The organism is Arthrobacter sp. G.S.26 (assembly GCF_050847375.1).
Taxonomy (GTDB): Bacteria; Actinomycetota; Actinomycetes; order Actinomycetales; family Micrococcaceae; genus Arthrobacter.
This window is the reverse complement of the sequence record NZ_CP193753.1, coordinates 17,677-36,650: the sequence shown is the minus strand read 5'-3', so window position 1 is coordinate 36,650 and position 18,974 is coordinate 17,677. Positions and strand designations below refer to the sequence as shown.

Below are 18,974 nucleotides of genomic sequence, written 5' to 3'. Positions count from 1 at the left end.
CACCGTGATAATAACTTCAGCAGCCCTCACCCAGTAAACTAGAAAAGCAATTCGAAATTGAGATGCTGACCGGCGGCACCGGGCAGATCCACCCACTTTCCCCAACCTCAGATAAGGAAACCATGCAACCAGAGAATGAACGCATGGAGCCCCAACAGGGTGCTGCATCGCCGGTCATCGGCGATTGGAACCAGCTCAAAGGCACGTACGTGGAAATTCACGTCAAGGGCAAAATCCGTGACATGGGCTGGGTTGACTGCGTTGCTGAGGACGGCTCGATTCTCTGGCTGGCAATGGATGGCGCAGCCAACCGGCGCTTGATCGAAAAGCAGTCCGACATCCGCGTCCTTGACGGGGCGGAGATATCACGTTGACCCAACCCATCACAGAGGACGGCCAACCCACCCAGGCGGCGGCGCGTAGGGCTGCCGCGACAATTTACGATATCGCCCGGCAGACAGGCGTCAATGCCTCCACTGTCTCCAGAGCTCTCAACAAGCCAGGGCGGGTGAATGCCAAGACAGAGCAACGTATCCGGGAGGCTGCAGCAGCCCTGAATTTCAGAACGAATCCGATGGCCAGGGCACTGCCAACGGGCCTCACAAACACCGTCGGTCTAGTGCTCTCGGACATTACCAACCCGGTATATTTCGACCTCATAAGGGGGGCGGGGCGGGCGACTGCGGCCGAAGGCTACACCCTGGTTCTGGCTGAATCGCAGGAGTCGCCGGAACTGGAAGCACAGACGGCGCAACGGCTTCTGGCCTCAGTGGACGGCCTCGTCCTGGTAGGAACCCGGCTGGCAGAGGGCGACATACGCGCCTTCGCCGAAATTAAGCCAGTTCTGGTAGTCAATAGAAACATCTCCGGGGTCCCCAGCGTTGTCCCCGATGTTGTCCCCGGAATCCGGCATGCCCTGGATCAGCTGATGGACCTTGGTCACCGTTCCATGGCGTACCTGTCAGGCCCCAGCAACTCGTGGATGAACACCCTCCGTTGTAACATCATTTTTGCAGAAGCGTTGAAGCGCGGCATGTCGGTCGTCGAAATCGGCCCGGGACTCCTGCCCACCGTTGAGGGCGGCCACTCGGGCCTGCACCGCGTACGCGCTGCAGGCGTGACGGCAGTCGTTGCCTATAACGACCTCATGGCTATCGGGCTGCTCACGGCATGCCAGGAAGCGAACCTTTCCGTACCCGGTGAGCTGAACATTGTCGGCTTTGACGACATCTTCGGCTCGGCCTTCACCTCTCCCCCGCTGACAACCATCCGCACTCCGGTTGACCTTGCCGGAGAAGATGCCATCCGGCGCATCATAGAGTCCATCCGGGGCCACGATGAGCCGGCGCCGGTCGAACTGGCAACGCAACTGATCTCCCGCGGATCAACCGGACGCATTTCCCAAAAATGAATACTTCGGCAGAATACCGGACAGCTCGAAGATCAGCGGATTTCCGCACGGACGTAGAGCAAAGTGAGCAAACCGCCGGAAACGGCAAGTGCCCCGGCCGCCAGGAAAAGCGCTGAGTAGTTCTTCTCGGTTCCGGCTGCAGAGATGGAAAGCAGGACCGGGGCGAGGAGAGGGGCCAACGCGCTAGGGATCTTCTGCGAGAAGCTCGTGATCGCCATGAACCTGCCCGCCTGCGTTTCACGATGTGGGAGTACATCGAGGATGAGGGCCTGTCCGACAGAAGAAAAGAGCGCGATGCCTGTCGAGGAAATGAAGGAGCCTACGAGGAGCAAGGTTAAGTCGTAGGAGAAGGCGGACACTACGGCGCCGGACGCGTACAAGACCGTCCCAAGCATGATGAAAGGCCAGCGGTGGGCCGCACGGTCGGAGAGCCAGCCGCCACCAACAGCGCCGACAGTCGCGCTGACGATGCTGGCGCCGGAGATGACAGCAATAGCTGTGGTTATATCGGCGACACCGATCTGAAGGCGTTGCGCGTAGAAGAATGTTGCATAGCTGGTCGTCAACGACAACCCGAGAAAGAACAGGAACCGTCCCGCCCAGACCCAGGCGAAGGCCGGGTGCTTGCGCGGATTGAAGCCGAAACTCCTCAATACTCTTCCGACCGAAAGCGGAGTGGACAACCCCCGCCCTCGGGAGTCCCTTTCCGGGGCAAAGATAACGAAGGCAGCAACCAGTGTAGTTCCGACAGCAGCCGGGAGCATGAAGACCCACAAAGCGTTCGCAGTCACGGTGCCGGCCAGCATGATGCCGATGACGGGCGCCACTTGCATCGTCAGGCCGGTCAGGCCGGAAACTTTGCCGCGCTGGGCTTCCGCCAGGTTATCCGCCTGAAAGTTCCCGATGGAACCGACTGCAGTTCCCCATCCCACGCTGGAGAGCATCCAGCCCAGGCCGAGGACGAGGATATTAGGGGCGAAGGCCATAAGTGGGACGGCCGCCAGTCCGACAGCTGCACCAATGACCGTATATGGACGTCGCCTGCCCCACCGGGATCGTGTCCTGTCACTCAAGATCCCCGTCACTGGCGCTGCCAGCAGGGAGCACAGCGACCCTGCCCCGAGGATGTAGCCCAGGGTTTCTTCCCGGCCGGGGGCAAGCTGGTTCAGTTTGAGTGCCAGGGTAAAGGCCATCGGCACGATCAACGCCATCCCGCCACCGAAGGTTCCCGCCACCAGCAGCCAGACGGTTGTCCGGGTCAAGGGCTGTTGAGGTCTGCTGGCTTGATTGGTGGAGCGCGTCGCGGCCTCGGGCGGTGACGGCAAGGCAACGTTCACGTTCGGGACGCGGGTTGCCCCGCCAGCAGGGTCCTTCGGATGGCCCGGGATGTCATTAATAACCATGGAAGACCTCTGGTTCCTGACGTGGTCGGCTCAGATGCCGGTTCCGGGCTTCCGGTTTTCTAGTCCCCGCCAACGTTTCCGGAGGCCATGGGCTGCTGCCTTAGGTTTCCGGTCACGGGTGAAGACGCCCTTCCTGTTGCCGTCCACACGGTGGATGCCGTTCGAGGTCTGGAAATCAGCAAAATTCCAGACCTGTTCTCCGACGAAGGATGGAATGCTGTCGAATACACGGTGGTTCATGTCCAGGTAGGCTGCCTGATACTCCTCCGACCACGGCATATCCCATACCGAATGGAGGCCGGGCAGGGTGTCTGCGCCGTATTCGGCCATCATGATCGGTTTACCGAATTTCTCGACCCAGCCCTGCAGCTCGGCCTGGAGGTATGTTTCAGCCGTTTTCAAGTCGCCGGTGGCAACATACCAGCCGTAGTAACGGTTGAGGCACATGACGTCGAACAGGTCGGCAATCTTGTCATTCTTAAACGTGGCAAACATGACTGCCGCATAGGTAACGGGTCGGGTCGGGTCCAGGCTCCGAGTCAGCTCCACAAGCGGCTCAAAGTACTCCCGGGCACCATCCTCGTTCGACGACGGTTCGTTGGCAATGCACCACATCACGACGCTGGGATGGTTCTTATCACGGGCGATCAGCTCCCGGATTGCCTGGGCATGGGCGGCTTGCGTCTCATCATTGAACGTTTCAGGTGAGAAGGTGGGCCTTGTGGCTGCCCCGGTGAGTCCGCCCTCGACCGCGAGGTTGAGCCCGACGGCAGCTGTTTCGTCGATCACCACGATGCCGTGCCGGTCAGCGAAGTCCATGACTTCCTCGGCATAGGGGTAATGGGAAGTGCGGAACGAGTTCGCCCCGACCCACTCCAGCAGTTGGAAATCGTGCACGAGATAGGCGTCGTCGTGTCCCTTGCCGCGCACCGGTGAGTCTTCATGTTTGCCGAAACCGGTGAAGTAGAAAGGCTTGCCGTTAATGAGGAACTCCGTGCCGCTGACCAAAACAGTCCGGACGCCAAAGGGCTGGGTGTAACTGTCGATCACATCGTCTTCGTCCACAATTTCTGCAACCAGGGTGTAAAGGTACGCGGCGCCGGGATTCCACAGATGTACCGCATCCAGCCGGAGGGTACCGGCTGCTCCTTGGGCTGCCGCTACTTCGATGCCCGCAGCATCCAGCGCGCGGACCCGTACGGTGGCGGGTTGCGTGGTTTCGATGTCGTAGGTCACAAGGCCGGTTGTTCCCTCGACGTCGGTGACGACCTTGATGTCTTCGATCCGAAGCTTCGGGGAGGTGTAGAGCCAGACGGAACGGGACAGGCCGGCGTAGTTGTAGAAGTCGTGCAGGTACTTCTGCTGCCGGCGCCCATCCTGGGCCACAGTGATGGAACCTGGCGGGATGGTGACACTCGTGAGCTCGTTGTTCACGCCGATGGTGAGGCGGAACTCCTCTCCCGGTACGACCAGGTCCGTAATGTCCAGTTCGAAGGGTGTGTATCCCCCGATGTGTTGGCCTACGAGGGTGTCATTGACGTAGACGCGTCCTTCATGGGTTGCGGCGTCCACGCGAAGGTACACACTGTCGGTTTGCCAGCTGCGGGGCACGCGAACCTGACGTTGGTACCAGGCCCACCCGACATGGTCGCGGATGCAGGAATCCACAAAGAGGTCGTTGTAACTGGCCGGGACGGCTGCCTCGAGCCCGCTATCCAGAGTGCTGGTCCAGGCTTTGATTGGTGATCCGCGGTCGATGTCGAACGCCCAGAGGCCGTTCAGGGAGACGAGCTCGCGGGTGGGAGTCATCTTAGGTTTGAGCATGTCTGAGTCCTTTGGTATTGGTGATTAGAGGGGCCGGCTGCCGAGTGTGAGACGCCACTGCCAGGAGTAGTCCTGGGCGTCGAGCCGGTGTTGTGGCAAGGTATCGGGTCCTAGCACGACGGTCCCGACACCTCGGTGGGCAATGTCGAGGTTGACGATGGTTTTCGAGGATTCCGGCAGTTGCCACCAGTGTGTGGCCGATTCCAGCTCGTGCGTTGAGTATCGGGAGACAGTCATGTGCAGAGGGCTGCCGTGCTCGGTGGTCACGGTGCCGGCGGAACCTGCCAGCCGCATTTTCGTTACGCCGCCGCGGGTGCCGTTGGTTTGCGGGACAGTGTAGGGAACGGCGAGGGATCCGATTTTGGTTTCCCACGTGCCCAGAAGGGCCGCCTGCCGGCGGTCTGGGTAGTTCTCCCACGGGCCCAGCCCCACCCAACGAGCATCTTCAAAGCCGTCAATCAGTTCGAACTCGATACCGACCCGCAATCCATCGTGCGTAGCGGCGGGCAGTACGACGTGCTCTTCGATGACCCAATCGTCGAATCCAACGGAGGTGATTCTCCGGCGGTGTAGTACCTCGTCATCCCCGAACGCCGTAGTGTAGGTGCGCGTGACCACGGCAGTGTTTCCTGAGTGCTCAATGTCGGAACTGACCAGTTCGAGCTGAAAAAAACCTGTCCTAACGAACCGGCTGTCCAGTGCGAAGCAGGCGTCGTTTTCAGTGAGCGCCCGCCACAGTGACAGCTCGGGGGCGCGCCGCAGCAGCGGGTGGACGAGGGAGCCGTCCGTGCCAAGGACCAGAGCGGGGACATCGCCCGAACCTGCTGGCAGTTGCTCCGGGGTGACGTCAAGGATGACTTGGAGTGCCGCGATTTCGGTGTCTGCCGGGGCCCAGAGCGCTTCCTGACGGGTGTGCAAGGTCAGTGTTACGGCCAGCGCATCCGGTTCCCTCGTGGCGGCCTTTATTTGTTCTGGAAGTTCCAGCGAACCAGTGGCGCCCGGACCCAGGGCCGGCAGGGCGACCTCGGTTGCGCCGACTGCGCCGCCGGCAGTTTCGACCTGGATCAACGCCCTCAGGTCGCTGAGGTCCGCGAAGGACTGGCGGTTACGGATTTCGATTTGCCCTTCAAGGGCCTTGGCCGCGTCCGAGATGATCCGGACCGGGGCGAAGATGCCCCGCGCCTCGAACAGGGACGGTTTCGGGCTGAGGTCCGGGAAGACAATTCCGTTGTTAAGAGTCGCCCCGCTGTTGGGTTCATCGCCGAAGTCGCCGCCATACCTGTAGTGTCCGTCCCCTTCGGGGTCCAGCGCGTGATCGCGCCATTCCCAGATGAAACCGCCCTGGAGCCCGGGAAGGGACTCGAAGAGGCGCCAGTACTCGGAAAGGCCCCCTGTGGAGTTCCCTTGGGAATAGGCGTACTCACACAGGATCAATGGCCGGTCGGCACGTTCATCATGAGCGTAGGCCTCGAGCGAGGCAAAGGAGGCGTACATGGGGCAGACAATATCGGTAGCAGCGTGACCGCCGTGCCAGTCGTTCGATATGGCCCCCTCGTAATGCACTGGTCTGGATGGGTCGACGTTGCGGGTCCACGCCGCTAAGGCGTCATGGGCTGCTCCGTAGCCGGTTTCGTTCCCAAGCGACCACATGATGATGCTGGGATGATTCCTGTCCCTGAGCACCATCCGCGAGAGCCTGCGCATGAAGCTTGGCAGATACAAGGGATCGTCTGCGAGTATCCCTGCGAACGCGTGTCCCTCGATGTCGGCCTCGTCAACGACGTAGAGGCCGATTTCGTCGCAGAGGTCCAGGAAGACGGGATCGTTGGGGTAGTGCGATGTGCGCACTGCATTGATGTTGTTGCGTTTCATCAGGGAAAGCTCTTCCAGTAAAGATTCCCTGGTCATTATCCGTCCGGTACGGGGATCGAAGTCGTGCCGGTTGACGCCTTGGACGAGGATGCGCCGGCCGTTCACCAGCAGGTCCCTCCCCCGGATTTCAACTCTGCGGAATCCTATGCGCACGATCACCTCATCGAGGATTTTTCCGTCGGCGCCGCGGAGCCTGACCGTCAGTTCTTCCAGATGCGGGGTTTCGGCCGTCCAGGGAGCAACGTCCAGCCCGGCCCGCTCAAACCTGGCCCTTCCGGCAGACGTTTCATGGGTGACCGTCTGGGCAAAGGCTCCGGCAATGGCCGCAAAGCGCTCAGGTACCGCTGCTCCCGCGGCCCTGATGCTCAGCAGGTCCATGAAATCGGCAGGAAGATGGGCGGCCGGCTTGTTGCCGCGTTCATCGGAGGGCTTGGGAAGCGTCTGCGCTGCCCGCCGTGGACCGATGGGCTGCGTTTCCGCCGTTCCAAGAGCGATCACTTCGGCATGACAGTCGACCGTTGTGAGGTGGGCGAGGCCAGCAGTGACCACCTCGACGGTTAAGGATCCTTTGCCGTCGCGGGCGTCGTAGTCGGCAAGGACCACCACGTCCTCAATATGAACCTCAGGCACGGTATAGATAAAAACCGGCCGGGTGATGCCGCCGTGCCACCACTGATCCTGGTCCTCAAGATAACTTTCGGCCGAGAATTTAGTGACGACCAGAACGAGCTCATTACGGCCCTGAGTAACGACATCGGTGAGGTCGAATTCGGCGGCGAGGTGGGAGTCGTTGCTGAGCCCCACCGGCACGCCGTTCACCATCACTCGCAACAGTGATTCCGCTGCGCCAACGTGCAGGATCGTCCGGTGGCCCGGCGCCGGTGAAAGATCGACTACACGCCTGTACACCCCCGTGGGATTGCGCCTGGGAAGCGCCGGCGGAATCTCATCGAAGGGCATCGGTACGTTGGTGTAGTGCGGTGGATCTGTAGGATCCGACATCGTCCACAGGCCCGGCACCGTCGTCGCCCCCCAGTCATCGCTGCCCGGCGCGTCGGGCCGCTCCAGCAACTGGAAGTCCCAGACACCGTTCAGATCAACGTCGGCTGGGCGGCGCAGAGAGGTCATGGGCAAGCGGCCGACAGGGTGGAGGCCGGTGACGTCGGCGGGTGTAAAGGTAAAGCCGGCTCCTGTCATTTGTTGTCCTTCCCTCGAATGACTTCGCCGGTTTCGACCGCGGAGCGGATCTTGTCCAGTGTGCGGAAGACGGCGAGTGTGTCGGCGGCGTTATGTAAAGGGTGCTCTGTTAGTCCTGCCGTGATGGCTTCGCTGACGGCGCGAAGCATTGGCACGTATCCGTTGCCCTCACGCACCAGGTCCACAGGCTCAGGGTTGTGAATAATGTTTTGCCATGACCCGGCATGAATCCGTAGGTTTGTGGTGGACCAGAAGGGGCCCGGAAGTACCATCCACCCTTTCGTTCCGCTGACCGAGCCCGAGATATCGGCGAACTCCTGAGTGGAGGCGGCGCCGTGGGCGAAGCGGCCGTCACTGTACTCGAGAATGAAGTGCTCTGCCAGATCCAAGCCGTCGCTGCGCAAGGTACCTGCCGCGTAAATTGATTCCGGTTCGCCGAAGATGGAATGCGCCAACGTGACCGGGTAGATGCCCTGGTCCAGCAGGGTGCTTCCGCTGCGTTTCACATCCCACCGGCTGCCGCCGTCCTGCGGAAACGGCATCCCGAACATTGCCCGCACGCTCCGGGGCTCACCGATCCGGCCGGCAGCGATCTCCTCTTTCAACCGGACAAACGCAGGATTGAACTTCATCCACATGCCCTCCATCAGGAAGAGGTTCCGTTGACCCGCCAGCTGGAACAGCTCGGCGACTTCAGCGGCCGTCATGGCCATTGGCTTCTCAACGAGGACGTGTTTGTCGGCGAGAAGGGCCTGACGGACCAGCGGATAATGCGAGGCGAAGGGCGTCGCGATGTACACGACGTCAATTCCGCCGTCCGCCAGCAACTCCTCATAGTTGTCCGTGGAGAAGGCTCCTCCGTTTTTTTCCGCGAAAGCGGAGGCCTTTCCTGCGTCCCTGCTGTGCACGCCCCGGATGACCGCGCCGCCACAAGTGGAAAGGTCAGCCACAACACTGTCCGAGATGGGTCCTGTCCCGACAATCCCCCACTGGAGAGTGGCCTGGCGCGGTTCGGTCTCCTGAAGGGCTGTCATGAAACCGTAAGACCTGCAGTGGCTTCCTCGGCCAGGGACACCGAGCCGGCCCTGGCGACGTTTCCCAGCCAGGCAAGGCTCGGTTTGGGGTGCCGCTCGAAGGTTTCCCTGTCTACTGCTATCAGTCCGAAGGTCGGTTCCCAGTGGCCCCACTCATAGTTATCCAGAGCACTCCAGTGCAGGTAGCCGCGGACATCGATGTCTTCGTCCATGGCCTCAAAGAGGTGCTGCAGGGCGCTGGTTGTGTAAGCGATCCGCCGATCGTCATCTGCGGTGGCGATGCCGTTTTCCGTGATCAGCACCGGTACGCCCTCGGTGACATTCCAGGTGTGGCGAACGGCGATGCCGATGGCGTCGGGGCGGTAGGCATTGCCGACGATGGTGTTATCGGGGTGAACGGGGTGAGGCACGATTCCCTCAGCGGTTACGTTCTGGCTTGAGTACGACTGAACACCGATGAAGTCGTCCCCGCGTGCCGCTTCCAGGAAGATGTTCTCCCTGACGTACTGCAGCTCGCGAAGCTTTTCTTCCCCGCCCGGCAAGGCCACGAGCGACTGGTTCGCTACCGTCCAACCAACAGCTGCCCCCGTCCGCTCCCGCAAAAAACCGCGAACAGCGTGATGCGCCTCCACCAAACGCCGGCTGATGTCGATATCGGGGTTAGGCAAGACAGGCCGTGCTGCGCCCTCAACAGTCGGACTCAGCCACTTTTTGTCTTTCCGCTGTTCAGCCATCCGACCCATGGTGGTCATGAGTGCAAGCATGTTCGGCTCATTCATGGTGCAGATCCACTCGACGCCGTCCAGGATGCCGATCACGGCCTCGACGTAGGCGGCGAAACGCTCGACAGCGCGGTCGCCCATCCAGCCACCTTCTTCGGCAAACCAGCGCGGACTGGTGAAGTGGTGGAGCGTGATGACCGGCTTCAATCCCAGGCCGAGCGCAGTATCGATCATGCGGCGGTAGTGCGCCAGTTCGGCCTTCGAAATATAGCCCGGGGAGGGCTCGATACGCGCCCATTCAATGCCGAACCGGTAAGCATTCAGGCCCGCGTCAGCAAGCAGTTGCATATCCTCCGCGTAGCGGTGATAGCTGTCGATGGCGTCGCCGCTGCGTTCCATCCCCGCCCTGTCCTGCTCGCGGGCCCAGAAGTCACTGTTGACATTATTCCCCTCGATCTGATGAGGGGCTGTTGATGCTCCCCAGAGGAAGCCTTTCGGAAGGTTCGTCATCGTACGCGCCGATCTCTCAATATTTCGGTCCCAACGGAAACCGATTGCCATCAAAGGATGCTAACATGCAATTTCGAAACGCAGAACTATTTTCGCGTCAATAGTTGCTGTCAAAGACGACCGTGCCGGGGACGACCGGGCGCAAACGGAAGGTGACCGATGCTCTACCGCAACCCCTCGCTACCCCTCGCAGAGCGAGCGCTGGATTTGCTCGCGCGCATGACTCTGGCGGAAAAGACCAGCCAGCTTGTCGGAATTCTTCCGCAGCCTCTTCTGGGAGCCGACGGCGTGACCAAGCCCCAGCTAGACCGGCACCTGGCGCAGGGGATCGGGCATATCGCCGGCGTCGGGATCGCCGTCAATGATCCGGTGGGCCTGGCACGGCTCAACAACGACATCCAGAAATATCTCCGTGAATCAACCCGGCTGGGAATTCCAGCCATTCTCCACAACGAAGCCCTGAACGGACTTTTGGCCCAGGGGTACACCTCGTTCCCTACGGCGATCGGTCTGGCGGCAACATGGAACCCAGCCGGAATACGCGAGATGGCCGACCTGACAAGGCGGCAGATGCTCTCGATCGGTATCCGTCAAGGGCTGGCGCCGGTGCTCGACGTGGCACGCGACGCCCGCTGGGGCCGTGTGCATGAGACGTACGGGGAGGAAGTCCTTCTCGTCTCGGCCATGGGTGTGGCTTTCGTGCAGGGCCTACAGGGAGATGACCTGCGCGAAGGCGTGTTGGCCACGGCGAAGCACTTCCTCGGTTACTCGATGACCGAGGCTGGTCAGAACCTTGCCGCTACCCAGCTCGGAAACCGTGAGCTTTATGACGTCTATGCAACGCCCTTTGAGGCCGCGATTCGTCTTGCCGGGCTCCGCAGCGTCATGAACAGCTATTCAGAAATCGACGGTGAACCGGTGGCGACGTCCTCAGCAGTCCTTTCTGACCTCTTGAGGGACAAAATGGGTTTTGAAGGGACAGTAGTGTCCGACTACCGGACGATCCAATACCTCGTCGAGCGTCAGCGCGTGGCCGCTACCGCCCAGGAAGCGGGAGCCATGGCTGTTTCGGCCGGGCTCGACGTCGAACTGCCCAGCGCCTATGGATTCGGGCCGGCACTTGCCGACGCCGTCAGCAACGGCATAGTCGACGAAGCCGTGGTCGACCGGGCCGTCCTCCGGGTCCTGACCCACAAATTCGAACTCGGTCTATTCGAGCAGCCTTTTGTCGAAGAGGATCCAGCCCGGCTCGGGGATCTGGCGCAGGAGGGAAAGGAGCTCTCCAAGGAGTTGGCCGTTCAATCCGTGACCCTGCTCAAAAATGAGGGTGGCGTGTTGCCCTTCCGCCGGGACGTCCGCCGTATCGCGGTCATAGGACCGCACTCGGATTCTGCCATGGTCAATTTCGCCAACTACACCTACCCCACCACCTTGGAAATGATCAAAGGGATGATGAGTGGCCGATCGCGGATGGTGGGAATGGAAAACGCCATGGATGGTATGCCGGAGGACATGAAAGAAGCCGCCGCGGAGCGCATTAGCGCGCTGGAGAACCTCGACCTTGAGCAAGCTGTCCGTGAACAGTATGGGTGCCAAAGCCTGGCCGAGGCAATACGTCAGCTCATGCCTGATGCCGACGTCGTGTCGGTTCCTGGCACAGGTCTACTCGACACGGACCCCCACGATATTGAGGCAGCCGTCGCTGCCGCGACGTCAGCCGACATCGTCATCCTGGCCATCGGTGGCAGGGCCGGAGCCTTTTCGGGAACTACGACGGAAGGCGAAGGAACCGACTCTGCCAACATCGACCTGCCCTCCCGTCAGGTTCAGCTCGTCCAAGCAGTCAGCGCATTAGGGAAACCAACAGCCGCCGTCCTCTACATGGGCCGCCCGTACGGGCTCTCCGGTGTGGACGACGTCCTCCCGGCCCTGGTCACCGCCTACTACCCCGGGCCCGAAGGCGCACCCGCACTGGCCAACGTACTCTTTGGGCATTCGGCCCCTTCCGGCAAACTTCCCTTCTCCATCCCCCGGCACTCAGGCCAAGTACCCGTGTACCAGGCGCAGAAAAGGGGCAGCGGATATCGGCGCGAGAGCATCGACATGGCCAAGGCCTACGCGGACATGCCAAGTACACCTCAGTATGCCTTCGGGCACGGGTTGAGCTACTCAAGCTTTGAATACGGCGAACTCCGCATAGAACCCGCGACGATTACTGCAAACGAAGAAGTCACCATAACGATTCCTCTTCGCAATGCAGGGGAAATCTCGAGCACAGAAATCGCCCAACTCTACGTTGGCCTTCCAGGCATAGGCATCACCCGGCCCGCACAGCAATTGGCCGGTTTCTCCCGGGTGGAACTCGACGAGGGAGAAACAGCAGAAGTCAGCTTCACCGTGCAGGCCTCCCAATTGGGGCACACAGGAAGGGACGGACGATTCGTCGTAGAGCCGGGCGAGGTCTCAGTTTGGATAGGCTCAGCCTCCGACAGCCTCCGGGCACACGGGACCTTTACCGTGCTAGGTCAACCGCTGGATGTCGCAACCGCTCGGAGCTACCTGCCGGAGGTCCGGATTCAGCAGATGAAGCCTGCCGGTCATGACTGAATCCTTGCGGCAGCGCGAGGTAAGGTCGATTCCGCCGAGTAGTCGAACGTGGCATCGGCCTGCTCTGCATGCTCCTCGGCGTCTCGAAGGGTGCGGACTGGGGCTGGGCCCGTGGCACGACCCCTGGTTTCCTCTTCGGGGCGACCGTAGTGTTCCTCGTCTGAGGGCATTGGGTCCAATTGCGCACGCCTTGTTCCGCCGAGAAACTGCTAAATCTCCACCTCACCGACGCGCTCGGGTCGGCGGCAAGCGTGACATGGCGAAAAATCCGATTTGGCTCGAAGGCCGTGGGAACTGCGTAGACACAAGTCCGGCGGATCGCACCAAACCCGCTGACACCTGCCGTCGCCTTTACGGGCGTCCCGCACGGCCCCTCGGCAACAGGACCCGGCGGCACCTCTCGATGCGCTACTCCAGTACACAACCGGCACCTCGAACAGCAGGCCGACGATCTCGCAACGAAGTTCACGAGCGCCTTAAAAGGAACTGCGATTGGTTCCTGACCTCACCCGCGAGCAGAAAGCGTCGATGCTATCCGGGGCCGAGTTCTGGTCCACCAAGAGCCTTGACGACGCCGGCATCCCCTCGGTCGTCCTCAGCGACGGGCCCCAAGGGGTGCGCCGCCAGACGGGCGATGCGGATCATGTTGCCGGCGCTCCTCATGCGCTCGACAACTACTGTACGAGCATAAAGAGTGCTCAGGCAGCCGAAGTACGCGCCACCGAGTGGCTGTCCAACCGCCAGGAATGAGCTGACGCCCGTGGATTCGAGCTGGAACGCACCCTGTGCCCCGCCTGCGGCCGGCCCCAAATGAAAGCCGGAACGACCGTCCTCACCCTTGCGCAACAATCCGAGATGCTGGCGTTGCGCCAGCTTTACATGAGAAAACTTGAGGTTCATATGGCCGAGACGCCGCCGGGCGCCGAGATGGCAGTCCGCGACAAAATCGCCGCTTGCATTATCGGGGCGATCAGTATGGAGAACACGCCCGCGGGGATCTCCATTCACCGCAGCTCCCCTCGCACCCGAGCGCAGCTGGCCGACCCGGCGTTCGACTTCCCCAGCGCGACGCCGTCCGGTGTCCGCATCGACGCCATCACCACTGCCGAGTGGATCGAGGTGGATCTCGCCTTGACGCGTTTCAGAATGCTCGGCGAGAGCCTCCACGCCACTAGCGTGGATCTTATCGTCGACGGCGAACTGCGCCCGTCATTGCCAATCACGTCCACGACCGTGATCAGCGCGGACCGGGCAGGCAGGGGCATGACTGTTGAACGGGCGGTGCCTCAAACGCTCCGCTTCGACCTAGGGCGCTCGGGCGTCGATCGTCGCGTGGAGATCTGGCTCCCGCACGCAGCAGCAGCGGTGCTCGTGGATGCCCGCCTTCCCGAAGGTGCGACTCTGCGACGCACAGAGCAAACAGATCGGGTGTGGGCACATTACGGTAGTTCGATCAGCCACTGCTCGGAGGTGGAGCGTCCTACTCAGACATGGCCCGCGATCGTCGCACGCCGGTCTGGGCATTCGCTGATCAACCTCGGACTGGGCGGGCAATGTCACCTCGACCAGGGAATGGCACGCACCATCCGGGACCTGAACGCCGATGCCATCAGCCTTGAGATCGGCATCAATATCGCCGGCGGCGACACTATGCGTGAGCGCACTTTTACGTCCGCGTTTCACGGATTTCTGGATACGGTCCGCGAAGGCGCACATGACGCTCCCATCCTGATCATCAGTCCGATCTACTGCCGAGCACTCGAGGACAACCCGGGACCGGTTTATTGGGACGCCGAAGGCGCAATGCACGCGACCGAACGCCCAGAGTCCCTTCTACCAGGCACGCTATCGCTGACCCGGGTACGCGAACTCCTCACTCAACACGTAGCCATCCGCCGCGAGGACGGCGACAAGAACCTGCACCTGCTCAACGGGCTCGACCTATTCGGCGCCGACGATTCTGGTGACCTTCCCGATGACCTGCATCCCAACACCAACGGGTACGCGCGGATCGCCAAACGGATGTACCCCGTCGCCTTTGGTGAGAAGGGTGTTCTTCGATAACCAAGATCACTACTGAGAACGAAGCAGGTCTAGTTATAAGCATGCGGGGACAAAGATCTTGGCAGAAAGCCAGCTCGGATCCTGCAGACTCAGCCATCACCGCCATGACCCAACTGTTCGTTTACTGCATGAATACGGCGCCCATTGTAGAGACGGCGACCCATGGCCCCTAAGCGGAATGTTTCAGATCTGACCGACGGGTTTTGCATTCGAATTGAGTAGCAAACCCCCAAGAAACACGCCGCAGCCAGCGGTCCTCGCACTTTTCCAAGTTGCTGGTCAAATTTCCATCCGGAGGGACAACTATGGCAACAAACACTCACTATTACCCCTCGTCGGGGATGGTCGAGGTCAGCGTCGAATATAGAGCTGAGGTCAACCACGCGCACGATAATGCAGTGTCAACGATCAAGACTGCAGCCGTCCAACAAAGGACAGGCATCATGATTACCAGGACCGCTCCTGGCCGGTACATTGTCCGGACACACCCAGCAGTCCCATTTGGGCTCATTCGCCAGAGGTACGAGGAATGACTACGCGCGATGAGCGGACACAGAAAACCCCGCCTGAGTCATCTCAGCCGGGTGTTTGACATAGGTGGCAGTGTCGGTCGGATTACTCGGCCTATTCAGGCGCCCGAAAAACGGCAGATAACGAGCAGAAATAGCACTCATACTCCGGTTGGTGCAGCAGCCGCAGGCTAGAGGTTGTTCGCCGTGTCCTTGATCAGGCTGACGGTCTTGTCAGCGATCTCCGCCGCAATGGCGCGGTGCGCATCAGTGCCGATCACGGCAAGGGCCTCAGCCGCCGGCACGAGCTCAGGGACGGGCTTGCGGTGCAGCCCCAGGGAAGCTTTCAGCCGCAGGATTCTGCGCAGGGCATCGTGCAGGCGCTGTTCGGTGATGACACCGGACTTGTAGCCGTCCAGCATGTAGCCGAAGTCCTCGGCGGGGTTGCCCAAGAACAGGAACATGTCACAACCCGCCGCGATGGTAGCCGGGACTAGGTCCTTGCGCTTCATGGCTTGGGTGAGGCCCCCATCTGTGAGGCGTCGGTCAGCACCAGCCCGTTGAAGCCGAGTTTGCCGCGGAGCAGGTTCTGGCGCAGCTCCGGCGCGAGCGTCGCGGGACGGATGTCCGCATCGGCGATGCCGGGCCGGAAGTGCCGGGCGGCTCGGAGCGCCGATGCGCCCGATCATGATGGACTGCACGCCGTGGCCGATCATGTCGCGGTACACGTGCCCGTAGGTGCGATTCCACTCCTCGTACCCGAACGTGTTGTAAGAATGACCACGTGCTGGTCGCGCTCGTCCATACCGTCCCCGGGGAAGTGCTTCGTGGCGCACACCGTGGGGGATTCGCTGATGCCGTCGAAGTATCCCTTGGCCCCAGCGACGTCAGCAGGACGCTCGACGGCGGTAATCCCGGCGAGTGCCTCCTGCACTACCTGCTGCACGGGGGCGGCAATGTTGACGACGAGGCTGGCTTCGTCGGCGCCGAGCGGTTCCAGCGTGGCGAGTTGGGACTCGAGGAGGGCGGGCGGCATGAAGTGCCCGGTACGCCCTTCGATGCGTGCCCGCAGGACCTCTTTGCTGCCGTGCAGGTGCAGGAAGATGGTGTCCGGGGCCTGCGCCCGGATGGCGTCGCGGTAGCTGCGGCGCAGCGCCGAGCACGCCACAACCAGGCCGCCGTCGCCGGCGTTGGCCAGCTCGGTGCCCACGGTGGCGAGCCAGGGCCAGCGGTCCTCGTCCGTCAGGGGCGTGCCGGCGGCCATCTTGGCGACGTTCTCCAGGGGGTGGAGGAAATCGCCGTCCAGGAACGGGACGCCGAGTTCACGAGCCACGAGGTCGCCGATAGTGGTCTTGCCGCAACCGGATACTCCCATCACAATGATGCGAAGCTTGGGATGTCCCGCGGCGGGAACAGTTGTATCGGGGTCGGGAGTGTTCACCAGTCGTGGACCGTTCCGTCGATGAGGCGGTTGTAGGGCAGGTAGGCCTGCTGGTATGGGAACGCCGCGGCGGCTTCCTCGTTGAATTCGACGCCGATGCCTCGCTCGTTGCCCGGGTGCAGGTAACCGTCCACAAACGTCATGGACTGCTGGAACACCTCGTTCGTTTTGTCCGAGTGCTGCATGTATTCCTGGATGCCGTAGTTGTGGATGGCAAGGCCCACATGCAGCTGGGCGGCGAAGCCCACCGGGGAAATGTCGGTGGGGCCGTGGAAGCCGGACTTGATCTGGTATTGCGCGGCGAAGTCCATCACCTTCTTCAGCGGCGAGATGTCGCCGAAGTGGGTGGAGGCGGCCCGGACGTAGTCGATCAGCTGTTCCTTGATGATGGGCTGGTAGTCGTACACGGTGTTGAAGATTTCACCGATGGCCAGCGGCGTGGTGGTGTGCTGGCGGACCAGGCGGAGGGCCTCCTGGTTTTCGGCGGGTGTGCAGTCCTCAAGCCAGAAGAGGTCATACGGTTCCAGCGCTTTGCCCAGTTTGGCGGCCTGGATGGGGGTCATGCGGTGGTGCCCGTCATGCAGGAGCGGGATTTCCGGGCCGAATTCGTTCCGGACCGCCTCGAATACGGTGGGCAGGTGGCGGAGGTAGGCGCGGGTGTCCCAGTCCTCTTCCCGCGGGAACGCGCCGCGGCCGGCGGGCTCGTAGTCGTACCGTTCGCCGGAGGCCTGGCTCTGGGCTGCCACGCCGTAGACGGCGTTGATGCCGGGGATGGCGGTCTGGATGCGGATGGACTTGTAGCCCAGTTCCAGGTGTTCCCGGACGGAATCGAACAACGAGGGGATGTCCGCGCCGGAGGCGTGGCCGTAGGCGCGCAGCCCGTTCCGGGAGGCACCGCCCAGGAGCTGGTACACGGGCATGCCGGCCAGTTTGCCCTTGATGTCCCACAGGGCCATGTCCACGGCGGCGATCGCGGCCATGGTCACCGGGCCACGGCGCCAGTAGGAGCTGCGGTAGAGGAACTGCCAGGTGTCTTCGATCCGGTGCGGGTCCTTGCCGATCAGCAGCTGCGCCACGTGCTCCTTGAGGTACGCGGCGACTGCCAGTTCGCGGCCGTTGAGGGTGGCGTCGCCGATGCCAGTGACTCCGTCCTTGGTGGTGATGCGCAGTGTCACGAAGTTGCGCGAGGGGCTTGTCACGAAGACTTCGGTGGCAATGATTTTCACAGCTGGGTCCTTTCAGGGGCTGGGCTGTAGGCGGGGAGTTGGGAGGAAGGGGGGACGCTTAGCGGGAAACGGAGCTGCCGGCCACTGTGCCGCAGAGGCCTTCCGCAAGGCCAACTACGGCCGCGTCCCTGGCCAATAGCGGGTCGACGACGGCCAGCAGGGCCTTGATGCGTGCAGTGCCGGAGAGCCGGTTGGCAGCGGCCACTTCTTCCCCCAGGGGATCCTGGAAGGTTGCGGCCAGGCTGTAGTCCATCCACGCGGCGATCATGAGTGCGGCGGCTGCCCCAACCGTGCAAGCAGCGCGGCCCGGTAGGAAGGGATCTCCAGATCAACAGGCAGGTTTGCTTCAGCTTCATCCCAGAAGGCTTCCACTGCCTTCAGGCATTCGGCGTCCGCCAAGGCCTCGGCCACGGTGGAATGGCCGCGTAGCTGCCCGGCGTAGGCGAGCAGCGAATGTGCGCCGTTGAGCAGCCAAAGTTTGCGGTTTTCGTACGGCTCGATGTCGTCCACGAAGAGGGCGCCAGCGTCTTCCCAGCGGGACCGGCCGGCAGGAAAGTCCCCCGCTGAGCACCCAGCTGGAGAAGGGCTCGGCCACCACGGGGGACGTGTCGCGGTACCCGCAGGCTTCCCTCACGTCAGCAAGGTCCTGGTCCGTGGTCCGCGGCGTGATGCGGTCCACCGAAGTGCTGACGAAGCTGACGTTGGCATCAATCCAGGCAGCGAGTCCGGAATCCCAGGCGCCGGCGAACCCGGCAACAGCCTGCCGCGCAACTGCTCCATTGTTGGACAGGTTGTCACAGCAGACCACGGCAATCGGTCCCGAGCCTGCGTCCCTGCGGGCGGCAAGGGCCAGGGCGAGGCGCCCCAGCGGCGTGGCCGCACGCCCGCTACCGGAACCCAACAGCGCAAGGTCGGTGGCGACGTCGGGCGCGGTGATGTCCAGCGTGCCGTCCGCACCCAGCCCGTAAGCCGCCTCCGTGATGGTGAGGGTAACCACTGCAGTGCCGGGCGCGGCCACCAGCCCGGTGAGCCGCTGCAAGTCCGCGCCGTCCCAGGCCTCCACGATGCTCCCCACCACGTTGAAGGAATCGCCGCCGTTTGCGCGTTCCACCAGGGTAAACAAAATGCACGGAACCAGTGGTGGTTCCGTGCAT

The 18,974-nt window shown here is 62.1% G+C and carries 14 protein-coding genes and 1 pseudogene; 5 read left to right on the top strand and 10 right to left on the bottom strand.

Translation table 11 applies throughout. The features are described 5' to 3' along the window. Positions 1-143: 143 nt before the first annotated feature. Complete coding sequence (locus tag ACRB8A_RS19330; RefSeq protein WP_432246176.1) at positions 144-374, top strand: hypothetical protein; 231 nt, start codon at positions 144-146, stop codon at positions 372-374. Next, positions 371-1,411 carry a LacI family DNA-binding transcriptional regulator gene (locus ACRB8A_RS19325; RefSeq protein WP_432246175.1) on the top strand — a complete coding sequence of 347 codons (1,041 nt, stop codon included), beginning with the start codon at positions 371-373 and terminating at the stop codon, positions 1,409-1,411. Before ACRB8A_RS19330 ends, ACRB8A_RS19325 begins: the two co-directional genes overlap by 4 nt. Before the next feature lie 32 nt (positions 1,412-1,443). Here the strand turns inward: ACRB8A_RS19325 and ACRB8A_RS19320 are convergent, their stop codons facing one another. From ACRB8A_RS19320 to ACRB8A_RS19300, 5 genes are read right to left on the bottom strand one after another with little or no spacing between them, the layout of a single operon-like run. After that, entirely contained in the window at positions 1,444-2,814 is a 1,371-nt protein-coding gene (locus ACRB8A_RS19320; protein ID WP_432246174.1) for an MFS transporter, read from the bottom strand. A gap of 30 nt (positions 2,815-2,844) precedes the next feature. Continuing rightward, positions 2,845-4,638 (bottom strand): beta-glucuronidase, encoded by a 1,794-nt coding sequence (uidA, locus tag ACRB8A_RS19315; RefSeq protein ID WP_432246173.1) that lies wholly within the window; start codon positions 4,636-4,638, stop codon positions 2,845-2,847. Positions 4,639-4,662: 24 nt separating this feature from the next. Next, positions 4,663-7,707, bottom strand: a complete 3,045-nt coding sequence (locus ACRB8A_RS19310) for a glycoside hydrolase family 2 TIM barrel-domain containing protein (RefSeq protein WP_432246172.1) — start codon at positions 7,705-7,707, stop codon at positions 4,663-4,665. Continuing rightward, positions 7,704-8,741 carry a Gfo/Idh/MocA family protein gene (locus ACRB8A_RS19305; RefSeq protein ID WP_432246171.1) on the bottom strand — a complete coding sequence of 346 codons (1,038 nt, stop codon included), beginning with the start codon at positions 8,739-8,741 and terminating at the stop codon, positions 7,704-7,706. Before ACRB8A_RS19305 ends, ACRB8A_RS19310 begins: the two co-directional genes overlap by 4 nt. Continuing rightward, entirely contained in the window at positions 8,738-9,973 is a 1,236-nt protein-coding gene (locus ACRB8A_RS19300) for a glycoside hydrolase family 1 protein (RefSeq protein WP_432246215.1), read from the bottom strand. Before ACRB8A_RS19300 ends, ACRB8A_RS19305 begins: the two co-directional genes overlap by 4 nt. A gap of 159 nt (positions 9,974-10,132) precedes the next feature. On the opposite strand from ACRB8A_RS19300, the gene ACRB8A_RS19295 reads away from it, so the two are divergent. The 3 genes from ACRB8A_RS19295 to ACRB8A_RS19285 all read left to right on the top strand — a co-directional run bounded on the left by ACRB8A_RS19295 (position 10,133) and on the right by ACRB8A_RS19285 (position 14,644). Next, positions 10,133-12,580, top strand: coding sequence for a beta-glucosidase (locus tag ACRB8A_RS19295; protein WP_432246170.1), 2,448 nt, complete (start codon positions 10,133-10,135; stop codon positions 12,578-12,580). A gap of 492 nt (positions 12,581-13,072) precedes the next feature. Further along, entirely contained in the window at positions 13,073-13,330 is a 258-nt protein-coding gene (locus tag ACRB8A_RS19290) for a hypothetical protein (RefSeq protein WP_432246169.1), read from the top strand. Between the two features lie 60 nt (positions 13,331-13,390). Continuing rightward, entirely contained in the window at positions 13,391-14,644 is a 1,254-nt protein-coding gene (locus ACRB8A_RS19285; protein ID WP_432246168.1) for an SGNH/GDSL hydrolase family protein, read from the top strand. A 700-nt stretch (positions 14,645-15,344) separates the two neighbouring features. Here the strand turns inward: ACRB8A_RS19285 and ACRB8A_RS19280 are convergent. From ACRB8A_RS19280 to ACRB8A_RS19260, 5 genes and pseudogenes are all read right to left on the bottom strand, one after another. Continuing rightward, positions 15,345-15,617: a hypothetical protein gene (locus ACRB8A_RS19280; RefSeq protein WP_432246167.1), complete on the bottom strand. Its 273-nt coding sequence runs from the start codon at positions 15,615-15,617 to the stop codon at positions 15,345-15,347. Positions 15,618-15,661: 44 nt separating this feature from the next. After that, positions 15,662-15,739: a hypothetical protein gene (locus ACRB8A_RS19275; protein WP_432246214.1), complete on the bottom strand. Its 78-nt coding sequence runs from the start codon at positions 15,737-15,739 to the stop codon at positions 15,662-15,664. Positions 15,740-15,865: 126 nt separating this feature from the next. After that, on the bottom strand, positions 15,866-16,594 hold the full coding sequence (locus tag ACRB8A_RS19270) for a gluconokinase (protein ID WP_432246166.1): 729 nt from the start codon (positions 16,592-16,594) through the stop codon (positions 15,866-15,868). Continuing rightward, positions 16,591-17,820 carry a D-mannonate dehydratase ManD gene (gene manD, locus ACRB8A_RS19265; protein WP_432246165.1) on the bottom strand — a complete coding sequence of 410 codons (1,230 nt, stop codon included), beginning with the start codon at positions 17,818-17,820 and terminating at the stop codon, positions 16,591-16,593. The genes ACRB8A_RS19270 and manD overlap by 4 nt, the downstream gene beginning before the upstream one ends. Positions 17,821-17,878: 58 nt before the next feature. After that, a pseudogene (locus tag ACRB8A_RS19260) lies at positions 17,879-18,943 on the bottom strand (mannitol dehydrogenase family protein); the annotation flags it as partial. Between the last annotated feature and the right edge of the window lie 31 nt (positions 18,944-18,974).